At 69.2% G+C, this 14476-nt stretch carries 14 protein-coding genes and 1 CRISPR repeat array; of the genes, 9 read left to right on the forward strand and 5 right to left on the reverse strand.

All coding sequences use genetic code 11. The features are described from left to right. Positions 1-296 precede the first annotated feature (296 nt). Positions 297-920, reverse strand: coding sequence for a ribosome biogenesis GTP-binding protein YihA/YsxC (yihA, locus tag RSA25_RS03715; RefSeq protein ID WP_332807566.1), 624 nt, complete (start codon positions 918-920; stop codon positions 297-299). Positions 921-1073: 153 nt separating this feature from the next. On the opposite strand from yihA, the gene RSA25_RS03720 reads away from it, so the two are divergent. The 7 genes from RSA25_RS03720 (at position 1074) to betA (ending at position 9662) form a co-directional block, all read left to right on the forward strand. Then, complete coding sequence (locus RSA25_RS03720; RefSeq protein WP_332807567.1) at positions 1074-1865, forward strand: c-type cytochrome; 792 nt, start codon at positions 1074-1076, stop codon at positions 1863-1865. Positions 1866-1970: 105 nt separating this feature from the next. Further along, positions 1971-2615 carry a thiol:disulfide interchange protein DsbA/DsbL gene (locus RSA25_RS03725; protein WP_332807568.1) on the forward strand — a complete coding sequence of 215 codons (645 nt, stop codon included), beginning with the start codon at positions 1971-1973 and terminating at the stop codon, positions 2613-2615. 123 nt (positions 2616-2738) lie between these two features. After that, positions 2739-3566 (forward strand): thiol:disulfide interchange protein DsbA/DsbL, encoded by an 828-nt coding sequence (locus tag RSA25_RS03730; RefSeq protein ID WP_332807569.1) that lies wholly within the window; start codon positions 2739-2741, stop codon positions 3564-3566. Positions 3567-3619: 53 nt separating this feature from the next. Then, on the forward strand, positions 3620-4357 hold the full coding sequence (locus RSA25_RS03735; RefSeq protein ID WP_332807607.1) for an endonuclease/exonuclease/phosphatase family protein: 738 nt from the start codon (positions 3620-3622) through the stop codon (positions 4355-4357). Between the two features lie 122 nt (positions 4358-4479). Continuing rightward, complete coding sequence (betT, locus tag RSA25_RS03740) at positions 4480-6459, forward strand: choline BCCT transporter BetT (RefSeq protein WP_332807570.1); 1980 nt, start codon at positions 4480-4482, stop codon at positions 6457-6459. A 34-nt stretch (positions 6460-6493) separates the two neighbouring features. Continuing rightward, positions 6494-7966 (forward strand): betaine-aldehyde dehydrogenase, encoded by a 1473-nt coding sequence (gene betB / locus RSA25_RS03745; RefSeq protein ID WP_332807571.1) that lies wholly within the window; start codon positions 6494-6496, stop codon positions 7964-7966. Between the two features lie 25 nt (positions 7967-7991). Beyond that, the gene (gene betA, locus RSA25_RS03750; RefSeq protein ID WP_332807572.1) at positions 7992-9662 is read left to right on the forward strand and encodes a choline dehydrogenase; all 1671 of its coding nucleotides are present in this window, start codon (positions 7992-7994) and stop codon (positions 9660-9662) included. Positions 9663-9676: 14 nt separating this feature from the next. Beyond that, positions 9677-9885: direct repeats of the CRISPR family, unit length 26 nt; unit sequence GTAGTGCCGGCCGCTGGCCGGCTCCC. A gap of 47 nt (positions 9886-9932) precedes the next feature. Here the strand turns inward: betA and RSA25_RS03755 are convergent. Further along, the gene (locus tag RSA25_RS03755; RefSeq protein ID WP_332807573.1) at positions 9933-10805 is read right to left on the reverse strand and encodes an EamA family transporter; all 873 of its coding nucleotides are present in this window, start codon (positions 10803-10805) and stop codon (positions 9933-9935) included. A 139-nt stretch (positions 10806-10944) separates the two neighbouring features. Here RSA25_RS03755 and RSA25_RS03760 point away from each other — a divergent pair, with 139 nt between their 5' ends. Both RSA25_RS03760 and RSA25_RS03765 read left to right on the forward strand, forming a co-directional pair. Next, positions 10945-11358 (forward strand): hypothetical protein, encoded by a 414-nt coding sequence (locus RSA25_RS03760; RefSeq protein WP_332807574.1) that lies wholly within the window; start codon positions 10945-10947, stop codon positions 11356-11358. Between the two features lie 78 nt (positions 11359-11436). Further along, complete coding sequence (locus tag RSA25_RS03765; RefSeq protein ID WP_332807575.1) at positions 11437-11916, forward strand: Lrp/AsnC family transcriptional regulator; 480 nt, start codon at positions 11437-11439, stop codon at positions 11914-11916. A 5-nt stretch (positions 11917-11921) separates the two neighbouring features. On the opposite strand, the gene RSA25_RS03770 is transcribed toward RSA25_RS03765, so the two are convergent. The 3 genes from RSA25_RS03770 to RSA25_RS03780 all read right to left on the reverse strand — a co-directional run bounded on the left by RSA25_RS03770 (position 11922) and on the right by RSA25_RS03780 (position 14431). Beyond that, positions 11922-12959, reverse strand: a complete 1038-nt coding sequence (locus tag RSA25_RS03770; RefSeq protein ID WP_332807608.1) for an alpha/beta hydrolase — start codon at positions 12957-12959, stop codon at positions 11922-11924. A 41-nt stretch (positions 12960-13000) separates the two neighbouring features. After that, on the reverse strand, positions 13001-13852 hold the full coding sequence (locus RSA25_RS03775) for an AraC family transcriptional regulator (protein ID WP_332807576.1): 852 nt from the start codon (positions 13850-13852) through the stop codon (positions 13001-13003). A gap of 99 nt (positions 13853-13951) precedes the next feature. Continuing rightward, positions 13952-14431, reverse strand: coding sequence for a VOC family protein (locus RSA25_RS03780; protein WP_332807577.1), 480 nt, complete (start codon positions 14429-14431; stop codon positions 13952-13954). Positions 14432-14476: the final 45 nt, after the last annotated feature.

The following is a 14476-nucleotide window of genomic DNA, read 5'->3' on the forward strand; positions in this document are numbered from 1 at the left end:
GCCGGCACTACCCGGGTCTGGATGTGCGGGGAGCCGGCCAGCGGCCGGCACTACCGGGGTCTGGATGTGCGGGGAGCCGGCCAGCGGCCGGCACTACCCGGGTCTGGATGTGCGGGGAGCCGGCCAGCGGCCGGCACTACCGGGGTCTGGATGTGCGGGGAGCCGGCCAGCGGCCGGCACTACCCGGGTCTGGATGTGCGGGGAGCCGGCCAGCGGCCGGCACTACCTGGGTCCGGATTCACTAGGAGCCGGCCAGCGGCCGGCACTACCCGGATGGTGCATGCTTCGGGCGGCGGTTACGCCGCTTCCGGGGCCGGCTTGTTCAGGCCGAGCCAGCCGCCGATGATGCCGCGGGCCTCGTCCACGCCCTGGCGGGCCGGGCCGGAGAAGGACTGCACGCTGACCGTGTCGCCAAAGGAGGATTGCAGTTCCTTGCGCACCTTCTGCAAAGCGATACCCTGCTGGCCGCGGCCGAGCTTGTCGGCCTTGGTCAGCAGCGCGTGCGCGGGCAGGCCGCGCTGCACCGCATAGGCCAGCATCTGGCGGTCGTAATCCTTGAGCGGGTGACGGATGTCCATCACCACCACCAGGCCGCGCAGCGCCTCGCGCGTGCGGAAGTACTGGTCGATGAAGGCCTGCCAGTGCGCCTGCAGGTCCAGCGGCACCTTGGCATAGCCGTAGCCAGGCAGATCGACCAGCTTGGCCTCCGGGGTGACCTCGAAGAACACCAGCTGCTGGGTGCGGCCGGGGGTCTTGGAGACCCGGGCCAGGCTGTTCTGGCGGGTCAGGGCGTTGAGGGCGCTGGATTTGCCGGCGTTGGAACGACCGGCAAAGGCGACTTCGGCCCCGACATCCTCCGGCAATTGCCGGGTGTTGTGGGCCGAAAGCAGGTAGTGAGCACGTTCGAGGAGCAATGACATGCCCATAGGATCGCATGTCCGGGCCGGATTGGCGCTGTCGGCGCCGGTTTTGCTGCACCCTGCGTTGACCTTGGCGCGAAACCGCATGGATAATCGGGCGATCCCCGCAAGTGCAGCCTGCACCTGCCAGGCCGGTCCACACGGAGCTTCCGCATGCGCCATGCTCGCGTTCTTGCCGTTTCCGCTGTTGCTGTCTCATTGCTGGCCGCCGTCGCGGTGGCCCAGACCTCGATCACCCCGTTGCCCGACAACGGTCCGATCAAGACCGCCTCGTTGGAGGTGGACTTCAGCAAGACCACCTGGGGCGACCCCAAGGCCGGCCAGACCAAGGCCGCCGCCTGCGCGGCCTGCCATTCGGCCGACGGCAATGCCACCGTGGAGATGTACCCCAGCATCGCCGGCCAGAGCGAGCGCTACGTGGCCCAGCAGATGGCGTTGATCGCCAACGGGCAGCGCACCTCGGGTGCCTCGGCGGCGATGGTGCCGTTCGTGCAGGACCTCACCCCGCAGGACATGCGCGACATCGGCGCCTATTTCGCAACGCAGAAGGCCAGCGCCGGGCTTGCCGACGACGGCCTGGTCGGCGAGGGTCCGTATGCCGGCAAGAAGTTCTACGAGATCGGCCAGCAGCTGTATCGCGGTGGCGATGCCGCGCGCGGCATTCCCGCCTGCATGGCCTGCCATGGCCCCACCGGCGCCGGCAACCCGGGCCCGGCCTACCCGCACATCGGTGGCCAGCACGCGTCGTATGTCGCGCGCCGGCTGCAGGAGTACCAGGCCGGGGTCACCCAGGAAACGGACAAGGCGCACTTCCAGATCATGGCCACCATCGCCAGGCAGCTCAGCGAGCAGGAGATCCAGGCGCTGGGCAGTTACCTGCAGGGCCTGCACAACCGCGCCGACGACGTGGCCGCCGTTGGCCAGCAACCGGCCAGGGCCCCCTAGGCACCGCTCGGCGGCTGGCCGGCCGCCCCGCCCTCGCGGCGGGTTATGTTCAACGCCACGCCGGCACTGGGCCGGCGTTGTTTTTTCCGATGGAGATGGATGTAGATGAAGTTGATCCCCCGCGTGATGCTGTTGCTGCTGGCCCTCAGCCCGCTGTCCACCCTGGCCGCCGCGCCGGTCAAACTGGTCGAAGGCACCGACTACGAACTGATCGAAGACGCCGGCCCGTATGCGCCGCTGGCCGGCAAGATCGAAGTGGTGGAGATGTTCGGCTACACCTGCCCGCACTGCGCGCGCTTCGAGCCGCAGCTGGAAGCCTGGGCGGCCAAGCTGCCCAAGGACGTGCGCTTCACCCCGGTGCCGGCCGCGTTCGGCGGGATCTGGGATTCGTTCGCACGTGCCTACCTGGCCGCCGACCAGCTGGGCGTGGCCAAGCGCAGCCACCGCGCCATGTTCGATGCCCTGCATGAAACCCGCTCGGTGCCGATGCAGAACGTGTCGCCGGAAGAACTGGCCGCCTTCTACAAGGCCTACGGCGTGGCGCCGGAGCGTTTCCTGGCCACGATCAAGGGCGATGCGGTGGACACCCGGCTCAAGGCCGCACGCGCCTTCGCCCAGCGCACGCAGGTGCCGGGCACCCCGGCGCTGGTGATCAATGGCCGCTACCTGGTCAAGGGCGATTCGTTCGAGGCCATGCTGCGCAACGCCGATGCCCTCATCGCCCAGGCACGCACCCAGCCCAAGCGCTGAGTGCAGCCTCGCTGAACCGTCACCTACCGTGCACGCAGGGCGCGCATTGCCGCGTGCCATCATTCCCCCCTGGCTGGCGCATGAAGCGCCGGCCCAATCCGTTCCTCCGCTGGAGACGCCTAGATGAAGACCCGTTTCGCCCTTTCGCTGATGGCCCTGCTGCCGATCCTGGTGGCCTGCAAGGCCCAGGACGGCACCGCCAACACCGCCGCGCCGACCGAACCGGCGGCCCCGACCGCCGCCCCGGCCGCCGAGACCACCCCGGCCACCAGCGAAGCGCCCGCCGCCAGCGGCGAAACGGCTGCGGCTGAAACCGCTGCCGCCGAGGCCACCACCCCCGCCCCGGCACCGGCGTCCTCGCGCCCGACCGGCCCGGAGCCGGTGGCAGGCACCGACTATGTGCTGATCGAAAACGGCCAGCCGTTCCAGCCGGCGACCGGCAAGATCGAAGTGGCGGAAATCTTCGGCTACGTGTGCCCGGCCTGCGCCGCCTTCCAGCCGCTGATCGGGCCGTGGAAGGCGGGCCTGCCCAGCGACGTGAACTTCGTCTACGTGCCGGCCATGTTCGGCGGCACCTGGGACAACTACGCGCGTGCCTTCTATGCGGCGCAGAGCATGGGCCTGCAGGAAAAGACCCATGAGGCCCTGTATGCGGCCATCCACGCCGACCAGACCCTGAAGGGCGAGCGCGGCCGTGATTCGGTCGAGGACATCGCCGCCTTCTACGCCAAGCACGGTGCCGATGCCAAGCAGTTCGCCAGCACCATGAGCAGCTTCGCCGTGGGTGCCAAGACCAACGCCGCCAAGAACTTCGCCCAGCGCAGCCAGATCACCGGCACCCCGTCGGTGATCGTCAACGGCAAGTACCTGGTCAAGGGCAAGAGCTTCCCGGACATGCTGCGCATCGCCGATCACCTGATCGCCCGCGAACGCGCCGCCAAGGGCGGCTGATCGAGCGCCCCTTGGCAACCGTCGTGAATTCCCCCACCACGCGGACCCTGCGCCTGCTGACGGCCAACATCCAGGCCGGCAGCAGCACCCGCCGCTACAGCGACTATGTGACCCGCAGCTGGTCCCATGCGCTGCCGGCGGGGCGCAAGCGCACCAGCCTGGACGCCATCGCCCAGCTGGCGCGCGGCCACGACATCGTCGGCCTGCAGGAAGCCGATCCGGGCAGCCTGCGCTCGGGTTTCACCAACCAGACCCACTACCTGGCCGAGCGCGCCGGCTTCAATTACTGGAGTCACCAGCCCAACCGCCGCATGGGCGGGGTCGCCTCCAGCGCCAACGGCCTGCTGAGCCGGCTGGAGCCGGTGGAAGTGCAGGACCACGCCCTGCCCGGCCGCATCGGCGGGCGCGGCGTGCTGCTGGCCAAGTTCGGCGAGGGCGCCGAAGGGCTGGCGGTGGCGGTGGCGCACCTGTCACTGGGCACCAACTCGCGGATGTCCCAGCTGGCCTTCATCGCCGACCTGCTGAGCGACCACCCCAACGCGGTGCTGATGGGCGATTTCAACTGCCTGGCCGACCGCCCGGAAATGCAGGCGCTGTACCAGAAGACCACCCTGCAGCCGCCCGGCTGCGCGGTGCCCACCTTCCCCAGTTGGCGCCCGGACCGGGCCATCGACCACATCCTGCTCAGCACCGGGCTGCAGCAGCGCAGCGCCGAGGCGGTCCCGGCCGCGTTCTCCGATCACCTCGCCCTGGCGATGTCGATCGACGTGCCCGGCAACGCCCTGCGCTGAATCCGACACCCCGCCGCCCTGGTGCGGCGGGCATCGCCGGATGTGCACACGCAGCATCCACGGCCGCTGTGCGATAACGCTTCGCCTGAGCCCACCGTGGCAGCGCGAGCAATCCCTACCCCATGAGTACCGTGGAGCCGCATCCCTCGCCGGTGCGCACGCTTCGTCCCGTGTTCCTGCTGGCGGCCACCCTGGTCACCGCCTTCGCCGTGCTGGTGGCCGTGTTCCCCATCCAGGCCGGCGCGCTGCTGCTGGATGCCCAGACCTGGGCCTCGCGCAACGTGGGCTGGTATTACCTGCTGGCGATGACGGTGTACCTGGTGTTCGTGGTCGGGGTGGCCTTGTCCGGCTATGGCAACGTCAAGCTCGGTGCCGACCACGACGAACCGGAGTTCAGCTATCTGTCCTGGGCCGGCATGCTGTTTGCCGCCGGCATCAGCATCACCCTGTTCTTCTTCTGCGTCTCCGAACCGCTCACCCACTACCTGGTGCCGCCGCAGGGCGGCGTGGGCAGCGGGGAAGCCAGCGCGCGCCAGGCCATGCAGCTGCTGTTCCTGCACTGGGGCCTGCACGGCTGGGGCGTGTTCGCGCTGGCCGCCATGGCGCTGGCCTACTTCGCCTACCGCCACAACCTGCCGCTGGCGCTGCGCTCGGCGCTGTATCCGCTGATCGGCAAGCGCATCAACGGGCCGATCGGCTACACCGTGGATGCCCTGGGCATCGTGGCCACCGTGTTCGGCCTCGGCGCGGACATGGGCTTTGGCGTGTTGCACCTCAATGCCGGGCTCAACACCCTGCTGCCGGTGCCGCACGCGGCGTGGGTGCAGGTGGGCCTGATCGTGCTGATGATGGGCGCGGCGATCACCGTGGCCGTGTCCGGCGTGGAAAAAGGCGTGCGCTGGATGTCCAACATCAACATGCTGCTGGCCATCGCGCTGCTGCTGTTCATGCTGTTTGCCGGCCCCACCCAGTACCTGCTCAACGCCTTCATGCAGAACATGGGCGACTACCTGGGCAACGTGGTCGGCAAGAGTTTCGACGTCTATGCCTACGGCGGCCGCCCGGACTGGCTGGGCAACTGGACGGTGTTCTACTGGGCCTGGTGGATCGGCTGGGCGCCGTTCGTGGGCCTGTTCATCGCGCGCATCTCGCGCGGGCGCACCATCCGCGAGTTCGTGCTGGGCGTGCTGCTGATCCCGCTCGGGTTCACCCTGGCGTGGCTGTCGATCTTCGGCAACAGCGCGCTGGACCAGATCCTGCACCACGGCCATGCGCACCTGGCGCAGATGGCCGTGGACAATCCCCCCACCGTGCTCTACGCGCTGCTGGAAAGTTACCCGTGGAGCCGGGCGGTGATCGCGGTGACCGTGTTCGTCAGCTTCGTGTTCTTCGTCACCTCGGCCGACTCGGGCACGGTGGTGCTGTCCACGCTGTCCTCGCACGGCGGCGCGCCCGAAGACGATGGCCCGCGCTGGCTGCGCGTGTTCTGGGGGGTGATGACCGGGCTGGTCACCGCCGGGCTGCTGCTGGCCGGCAGCATGGATGCGCTGAAGTCGGCGGTGGTGCTGGCCTCGCTGCCGTTCTCGGTGGTGCTGCTGCTGATGCTGTGGGGGCTGACCCGCGCGCTGGGCGAAGAATCCCAACGCAAGAAGGCGTCGCAGTATTCGCCGATCCCGCTGATCGGCCAGTCGCGGCACCAGCGCGGTTGGCGCCAGCGCATCACCCAGGCCGTGCACTTCCCGGTGCGCGATGAGGTGTACCGCTTCATGGATACGGACGTGAAGCCGGCGCTGGAGGCGGTGGCCGCGCAACTGGGCGAACAGGGCCTGGACGTGCAGACCCGCTTCGAGCCCGGCCACATGGAACTCACCGTGGATCACGGCGAGCAGCAGGTGTTCACCTACCAGGTGATCATGCGCGGCTACCTCACGCCCTCCTTCGCCGCCCAGCGCTTCCGCAACCTGCGCTATTACCGCGCCGAAGTGCACCTCTACGAAGGCGGGCAGGACTACGAGCTGTTCGGCTACAGCCGGCAGCAGATCATCAACGACATCATCGACCAGTACGAGCGCCACCTGCAGTTCCTGCACCTGACCCGTTGAACCCCTGGTCTCCCGCTGCAAAGGAGTCATCGACATGCCCCGTTTCCCCGACCAGCTGCTGTACATCGGCGGCCGCTACGTTCCCTCCCAGGGCAAGCGCACCTTCGAGGTGGTCAACCCGGCCACCGGCGAGGTGCTGGCCAACGTGCACAGCGCCAACAGCGACGACCTGGATGCCGCCGTGGAAAGCGCGCAGGCAGGCCAGAAGGCCTGGGCCGCGCTGACCACCGTGGAGCGCTCGCGCATCCTGCTGCGCGCGGTGGCGCTGCTGCGCGAGCGCAACGATGCGCTGGCCGAGCTGGAAACGCTCAACACCGGCAAGGCGCTGAGCGAGACCACCACGGTGGACATCGTGACCGGCGCGGACGTGCTGGAGTACTACGCCGGGGTGATGCACGGGCTGGAAGGCAGCCAGGTGCCGCTGCGCGAGGGCAGTTTTTTCTATACCCGCACCGAACCGCTGGGCGTGGTCGGCGCGATCGGCGCCTGGAACTACCCGATCCAGATCGCACTGTGGAAGGCCGCCCCGGCGCTGGCCGCCGGCAACGCGATGATCTTCAAGCCCAGTGAAGTGACCCCGCTGACCGCCTTGAAGCTGGCCGAGCTGTTCACCGAAGCGGGCCTGCCCGACGGCGTCTTCAACGTGCTGCCGGGCGACGGTGCCGGGGTGGGCGCGGCGCTGACCGAGCACCCGGGCATCGAGAAGATCTCCTTCACCGGCGGCACCGCGACCGGCCGCAAGGTGATGGCCAGTGCCTCCAGCTCCACGCTGAAGGAAGTGACCATGGAACTGGGCGGCAAGTCGCCGCTGCTCATCTGCGCCGACGCGGACATCGAGCTGGCCGCGGACATCGCGATGATGGCCAACTTCTACAGCGCCGGCCAGGTCTGCACCAACGGCACCCGCGTATTCGTGCCGCGCGCGATGCTGACCGACCTGGAACAGGCGCTGCTGGAACGCATCGCGCGCATCCGCATCGGCGACCCGTTGGCGGCCGACACCAACTTCGGCCCGCTGGTGAGCGCGGCGCACATGCAGCGCGTGCTCGACCACATCGCCAGCGGCACCGCCGAGGGCGCGCGCCTGGTCTGCGGCGGCACGCGCCTCACCGAGGGCGCGCTGGGCAAGGGCTGCTACGTGGCCCCCACCGTGTTCAGCGACTGCCGCGATGACATGCGCATCGTGCGCGAGGAGATCTTCGGGCCGGTGCTGAGCCTGCTGACCTACGAAACCGAGGACGAGGCCGTGGCCCGCGCCAATGCCACCGACTACGGCCTGGCGGCCGGCGTGGTCAGCGCCGACCTGAGCCGCGCGCACCGGCTGATCCATCGCCTGGAGGCGGGCATCTGTTGGGTGAACTGCTGGGGCGAATCGCCGGCGCAGATGCCGGTCGGCGGCTACAAGCAATCCGGCGTGGGCCGCGAGAACGGCCTGGCCACGCTGCGCGCCTATACCCGCACCAAATCCATCCAGATCGAACTGGACCGCTACGCGTCGGTGTTCTGAACCGGCCTGACAGGAGACCACCGCGATGAAGCGCGAGTACGACTACATCATCATCGGCGCCGGATCGGCCGGCAACACGCTGGCCGCGCGCCTCACCGAGGACGCCGGGGTGAGCGTGCTGCTGCTGGAAGCCGGTGGCCCCGACTACCGGGCCGACTTCCGCACCCAGATGCCTGCCGCGCTGGCCTACCCGCTGCAGGGCCGGCGCTACAACTGGGCCTATGAGACCGAGCCGGAACCGCACATGGACAACCGGCGCATGGAGTGCGGGCGTGGCAAGGGCCTGGGCGGGTCGTCGCTGATCAACGGCATGTGCTACATCCGCGGCAATGCGCTGGACTTCGACAACTGGGCCCGCTTTGATGGCTTGGAGGACTGGAGCTACGCCGACGTGCTGCCCTACTTCCGCAAGGCCGAGACCCGCGACATCGGCGCCAACGACTACCACGGCGGCGACGGCCCGGTCAGCGTGGCCACCCCGAAGAACGACAACAACGTGCTGTTCCACGCCATGGTGGAGGCCGGCGTGCAGGCCGGCTACCCGCGCACCGACGATCTCAACGGCTACCAGCAGGAAGGCTTCGGCCCGATGGACCGCACCGTGACCCCGCGCGGGCGCCGCAGCAGCACCGCGCGCGGTTACCTGGACATGGCCAAGGGCCGCGAAGGGCTGCAGATCGTGGTGCATGCCACCACCGACCGCATCCTGTTCGACGGCAAGCGCGCGGTGGGCGTGCGCTACCTGGCCGGCACCAGCGCCGCGCCGATCGACGCGCACGCGCGCCGCGAAGTGCTGCTGTGCGCCGGCGCGATCGCCTCGCCACAGATCCTGCAGCGCTCAGGCGTTGGCGCACCGGCGCTGCTGGCCACGCTCGGCGTGCCGGTGGTGCACGACCTGCCCGGGGTGGGCGAGAACCTGCAGGACCATCTGGAGGTGTACATGCAGTACGCCTGCAAGAAGCCGGTCTCGCTCTACCCGGCGCTGCAGTGGTGGAACCAGCCGGCGATCGGCGCGGAGTGGCTGTTTGCCGGCACCGGCATCGGCGCCAGCAACCAGTTCGAGGCCGGCGGTTTCATCCGCACCCGCGACGACTTCGAATGGCCCAACATCCAGTACCACTTCCTGCCGGTGGCGATCAATTACAACGGCACCAACGCGGTCAAGGAGCACGGGTTCCAGGCCCACGTCGGCTCGATGCGCACGCCCAGCCGTGGCCGCGTGCATGCCCGGTCGCTGGACCCGCATGCGCACCCCTCGATCCTGTTCAACTACCAGTCCACCGACCAGGACTGGCAGGAATTCCGCGATGCCATCCGCATCACCCGCGAGATCATCGCCCAGCCGGCGCTGGACGAATACCGCGGGCGTGAGATCAGCCCGAGTGCGGACTGCAAGAGCGATGCGGAGCTGGACGCGTTCGTGCGCGCCCGCGCCGAGACCGCCTACCACCCCTCGTGCTCGTGCGCGATGGGCACCGATGCGATGAGCGTGGTGGATGGCCAGGGCCGCGTGCATGGCATGCAGGGCCTGCGCGTGGTGGATGCCTCGATCATGCCGCGCATCATCACCGGCAACCTCAACGCCACCACGATCATGATCGCCGAGAAGATCGCCGACCGCATCCGGGGCCGCGCGCCCTTGCCGCGCAGCACCGCCGCCTATTACGTGGCCGGCGATGCCCCGGTAAGGCGCTGAGGCACCACGCCAAGGTAGTGCCGGCCGCTGGCCGGCTCCACGCACCGCTGGATCACAAGGTAGTGCCGGCCGCTGGCCGGCTCCCAGCACCGCCGGACCACAAGGTAGTGCCGGCCGCTGGCCGGCTCCCAGCACCGCCGGACCACAAGGTAGTGCCGGCCGCTGGCCGGCTCCCGATACCGTTGGATCGCAAGGTGGTAGTGCCGGCCGCTGGCCGGCTCCCGATACCGTTGGATCCTGAGCAGCCGGCCAGCGGCCGGCACTACCGGGTCATACGGCCGGCACGGCCGGCGCCACCCGCCGCGCCGTCAGCGTACTCCCCACCGACGCCGCCACCGTGCAGCCGATGGCGGCCCACTGCAGCGCGGTCAGGTGTTCGGCCAGCAGCCCCATCGCCAGCACCGCGGCCACCGCCGGCTCCATGCTGATCAGGATGCCGAAGGTTTCCTTGGGCAGCCGCTTGAGCGCCATCATCTCCAGCGACATCGGGATCGCGCTGGAGACGATCGCCACGCCCAGCCCGAACAGCAGGATCTTCGGGTCCAGCAGCGCCATGCCCGCATGCGCCACGCCCACCGGCACCACCACCAGCGCGGCCGCGCACAGCCCCAGCGACACCGTGTGCCCGGCGTGCAGGTGCCCGGCGCGCTTGCCGAAGATGATGTACAGCGCCCAGCACAGCGCCGCCCCCAGCGCGAACATCACCCCCACCGGGTCCAGCGGATCGCCGTGCCCCAGCGGCAGCAGCAGCAACAGCCCGGCAACGGCGCAGCCCACCCAGACAAAATCCACCGGACGGCGCGAGGACGCCATCGCCACCGCCAACGGCCCGCAGAATTCGATGGCCACCGCGATCCCGAACGGGATCGTGCGCAGCGCCATGTAGAACAGCAGGTTCATCACCCCCAGCGTGATGCCGTAGCGCAGGATCGCCCCGGCATCGGCGCGCGTGGTGGTCCAGCGCCACGGCCGGAACACCGCCAGCAGCACCAGCGCCGAAAACCCCACGCGCAGCGCACTGGTGCCCTGCGCGCCGATCAGGGGAAACAGCTGCTTGGCAAAGGAGGTGCCCACCGACAGGGCAGTGACCGAGCCGAGCACGGCCAGGACGGGAACGAGGGAAGAAAGGCGGGAGGTCGACATCGGCATAGGATAGTCAGCCGCGCGCGAAGCACCGACTCGATTGCACCCCGCCGGCTGCATGTTTCGCTCACCCGGCCGGGCTGGACGCCGATGCGGGCATCTGACACGCTGCCGCCACTTCCCGCCAAGGATTGGCTTGATGACCCACGTCGGCAAACTCGGACTGTCGTTGGCCACGACGCTGCTGTCGCCGCCGCTGGCGGTCATCACCGGCCAGTGGTTTTTCCTGCTGCTGTGCCTGCTCAGCCTGCCCACCTCGATCCTGTACTGGATGGACGTCGGCCGTGCACTGCGCAACGGCGATGTGCCGGGCCGTGCGCGCCGCCTGGCCGGCCTGTTGATGGGCCTGCCCCAGGCGCTGTTCGGCCTGCTGAGTGCAGGCATGGGACTGAGCCTGATCGGCTGGGTGCTGTACAACAGCCTGGTGGAGCGGCAGCCGTCCTACAGCGGTGGCTTCCTGACCTGGGGCCTGGGACCGGCATTGACCTGGATCGGGGTGCACTGGGCACTCTCGGCGTTCCGCCGCGACAGGCCCGCCGATTCCCCGTCCTGATGCGCGCGCGCCGGGGCGGTTGCGTGCATTGACCCGGGCAGGCTCAATGGTCGCTGCCTGCCCCTCCCTGCCGCGACCATGACTGCGCCCCTCCACAGCCCCGACGACTTCGACCGCGCCATCCTGGCCATCCTCCAGCGCGACAACACCACCGCCCAACGCGAAATCGCCGAGGCCGTGCACCTGTCCGCGCCGGCGGTACAGCGCCGGATCAAGCGCCTGCAGGAGGCCGGGATCATCCGCGCGAATGTGGCCGTGCTCGATCAAGCCCGCCTCGGCCGCCCGCTGACGATCATGGTGGAGGTGCGGGTGGCCAGCGAACAACCGCACCGGGTGGCCCCGTTCCGCCGTCGCGTGCAGGACGACCCGGCGGTGCAGCAGTGCTATGCGATCACCGGCGACGCCGACTTCCTGCTGATCCTCACCGCCGCCTCGATGGAGGAGTACGAGGCCATCAGCGAGCGGCTGTTCGGCAACGACGACAATATCGAACGGTTCCGCACGGCGGTGGCGTTGAGCACGTTGAAGCGGGGGCTGGAGGTGCCGTTGGCAGTGTGATCCCGTCAGCGCATGGCCGGCAGCGCCGCGCTGAACAGAGCGTTGGCTTCCCTGATCGTCGCGTCGTGCGTGGCCTGCTGGTCCGAGGTGCCCTGGCAGAGCGCGCCGATGCGCGCATGGCCCAAGGCGGTGCATCGGGACAGGAAATCGTAGTGACCAACGGCCGGCAAACGGGTCAGTGTCGCCTGCGGCAGCGCCGCGGCCACGCTGTCGCTGTTGCTGTCAGGTGCTGCCACCGTATCTGCCGTACCGACGATCATCGATACAGGCTGGGTGAGTTTCTCCAGGTCCTCCGGTGCGAAGGCCTGGATCATCGCCGGCGCGATCAGGAACACCGCACTCACGCCCGCAATCGCGCGATCGTCACCGGCCTTGGCGGTCCACGGTGCCAGTGCGGGCGTCTCCGCGACGATCATGCGGCGGGCCAGCGTCAGCGTCGGGTTCTCGGCCTGCGGTACGCACACCCCATCAGCGGGATGCGCGCGGCAGAACGCCAGCAGGCGCGGCAGCGCCGGGCGGGCACCGGCCGCAACCAGGGCGGTGAACCCACCGGCCGAGTAGCCCGCCACGCCCAATCGCGTGGCATCCGCGTGCGGGGCCAGCACGGGATCGGCCTGCACCGCCGCCAACCCAGCCGCCAGATCGTCCACGCGGTTCCACATCAGGATGCTGCCGGCCTCGGTCATCGGGTCCACCCCGTTGTTGCCGGGATGATCCACCGCGATGACCACGTACCCGGCCCGCGCCATCGCGGTGCCGAACCAGCCCATCATCCGCGCAGTGCCGCCATTGCCATGGGAGAGCAGCAGCACCGGCCAGCGGCCCTTCGCCACGGGAGCATTGGCCGCGGCGGTGCCAACCTCGAACAACGGCGCGTCCGGCGGCCCGATGGTCAGCGCCGTCTCCTGCGCGCCGGCCTGGGCCGGATACCACACCGTGTACCGCACGCTGTCGCGATGCTCGGCATCACGCACGGCCGCACTGGGGGTATGCGCAACGCCGTGCCGCTCGCCAACGGGCAGGACAGTCGCAGCCGCGGACATCGGCAGGCACAGCGCCAGCAGCGCGGCACAGCACCGGGCGGTTATTGGCATGGGGCATTCTCCTTGTCGTGCATCGTATCGGCCAGCGGCAGCCAGATCTCCACCCCGCCGTGGCCGCTGCGGTCATCGAAGCGCGCGTCGTAGCGCTCCAGGTCCGGTGCATCGGCCAGGGTCAGGCCGGAGGCCGGCAGATAGTCGTTCAACAGCCAGTACCAGGTGGAGCGGATGGCGGAGATGTGTCCGCCGTGCCAGGCCACCAGATACGTGCGGGCCGGGATCGAGATCGCCTGCCAGCCGGCAGGGACAGCCGCCAGGGCACCGATACCCACCCCGGCGATGTAATCGAAGCGGCCGTCGGTATCGCTGTTGCAACACACGCCATAGGCAATCTCAGTGCCCAGGCCATGGACCTGGCCCAGGCGCTGCCACTGCGAGGGAATCGAGGCGACAGTCGCCGACGTGTGGCGGGCGCCGATGCCGGCCACGCGCAGGACACCCTGGTGGTGGAGGTGGGGTGCGATCGAGCACGGCGTCGATGTATCCACCAGCTTCAGCGCCTCGACCAGTGCAATACCCGAAAGTCCCTGCGTGCGGACCTGCTCGGGCGAGCAGCCAAACTGCTCGCAGAATGCACGCGTGAATGCGGCATGCGATGCGTAGCCGGCGGCCATCGCCACACTGAGAATGTCGACGGCGCCGGCCGCCAGGTGACGCGCGGCCTCGGTCAGTCGACGGCCGCGCTGATAGCGCACCACCGACGTTCCGGTGGCAAGCTGGAACAACCGCGCAAGATGGAACGGCGACAGCCCGACCACACCGGCGATCTCGGCCAGCGAAGGGGTTTCAGCGAAGTGGCTTTCGATGTACCACAGGGCCCTGCGTACCGCACCCATGCCGCCAGATCCATGCCGATGAACGGGTGCGCAGCGTAACCCGGCCCGCCACGCGCCATTTGATCGTTCTTGCTGCGGGCCTCTTGGAGCGCGGCCAGGTCAGCCGCGCACCGCCGCCTCGATCTGCGCCACGTCGATCCTGCGCATCGTCATCATCGCCTCGAACGCGCGCCGGGCCACCGCCGGGTCCGGGCTGGTCACCGCCTCGGTCAGCACGCGCGGGGTGATCTGCCAGGACAGGCCCCACTTGTCGCGGCACCAGCCGCAGGCGCTTTCCTGCCCGCCATTGCCGACGATGGCATCCCACAGCCGGTCGGTCTCGGCCTGGTCGTCGGTGGCGATCTGGAAGGAGAACGCCTCGCTGTGCTTGAACGCCGGGCCGCCGTTGAGGCCGATGCAGGGAATGCCGACCACGCTGAAGTCCACGGTGAGCACATCGCCCTGCTTGCCGGCGGGGAAGTCGGCCGGCGCGCGGTGCACCGCATGGACGGCGCTGTCGGGGAAGGTGGCCGCGTAGAAGGTGGCCGCCTCCAGCGCGGTGCCGTCGTACCAGAGGCAAAGGGTGTTCTTGTGGATCATCGCGGTGCTCCCAACGGGCCGAGGTCCGGCCACGCTAATGGCACA

The organism is Stenotrophomonas sp., from assembly GCF_036662295.1.
Classification (GTDB): Bacteria; Pseudomonadota; Gammaproteobacteria; order Xanthomonadales; family Xanthomonadaceae; genus Stenotrophomonas.